We start from the raw sequence: 974 nt of genomic DNA, 5'->3' as shown, positions 1-974 counted from the left end.
AGAATGGAGACAAGGAGTTTTTATTCTTTGACGAACAAGGGAATATAATTGAAAGACAGTACTTTGAAATCAAACCTTACCAAGAGTTTGAGCTGCTATACACTGTTTTCTACAAGTACTTTGACGGTAAAGTAGAGCGTACTCAAATTAACGAAGATTTTAAAGAGATCATTGTCTGTAAAGACATTGCCTGCGAAGAAGAGTCTTACTACAGAGGATGGAGGTCTTTTTGGAGATATTTCGATAAGACAATACATAGAGAATATGATAGTCGCAAATACAATTCAATTTTGTTCAGTGACAATATTTTTTCTTATGCCACATACGATAAAGAAGACAATGAGATAAGAAAGTTCGCCCGTACTTATCTTACCAATGGAGAATGTGAAACTATTTTCTATAGAAATGGCACTCCTGAATATATCGTAAAAAAAGAATGTACTATAGTAGAAAATTAGTATATTTACAAACGTTAAAAAATTAAAGGCAATAAAAAACTTAAATTATATGTACACACAAGCATTCAAAGAGGCAGTAGCCTACTGCAAAGCCAACAATCTATTTGTAGGGTATGGCAACCCTAATGGTAAAGTTTTAGTAATCGGCAAAGAAGCCGCACACATTCCCCAAGAAGAGACTACCGAAAATTTAGAAAAGAAGAAAGAAGAACTCTTCCAAAGTAATGTATCTCAATGGGAACACATACTCTCTACCAATGAAGTGCCTAACTACGATGGTGAGCGTCCCATCTCTCACGAAAATCCCTTATATGCTTATGGCAATCAATATAATAGTTGGGATAAAAGCAAAAAAGGAGGAACCAGTCGTACCTATTTAAACTACCAAAAACTCTATGAACAGCTATTTTTACAAGATGAAAAACTTGAGAAAATCAACTTTCAAAAAGAGTTTTTCATCACCGAGTTCAGCGACTATCCTACTAAGGAAAGTTACAAGAGTGAGGAAATAGAAGC

Annotated in this window: 2 pseudogenes; both read left to right on the top strand. The window is 34.5% G+C overall.

The window, feature by feature from the left end:
- Nucleotides 1-458 (top strand): annotated as a pseudogene (locus HMPREF9075_RS13960) (hypothetical protein); the annotation flags it as partial.
- Between the two features lie 49 nt (nt 459-507).
- Nucleotides 508-974 (top strand): annotated as a pseudogene (locus tag HMPREF9075_RS12465) (hypothetical protein); the annotation flags it as partial.

Origin of the sequence: Capnocytophaga sp. oral taxon 332 str. F0381 (assembly GCF_000318275.2) — a bacterium.
Classification (GTDB): Bacteria; Bacteroidota; Bacteroidia; order Flavobacteriales; family Flavobacteriaceae; genus Capnocytophaga; species Capnocytophaga bilenii.
This window is presented reverse-complemented; position numbering and strand designations above follow the sequence as displayed.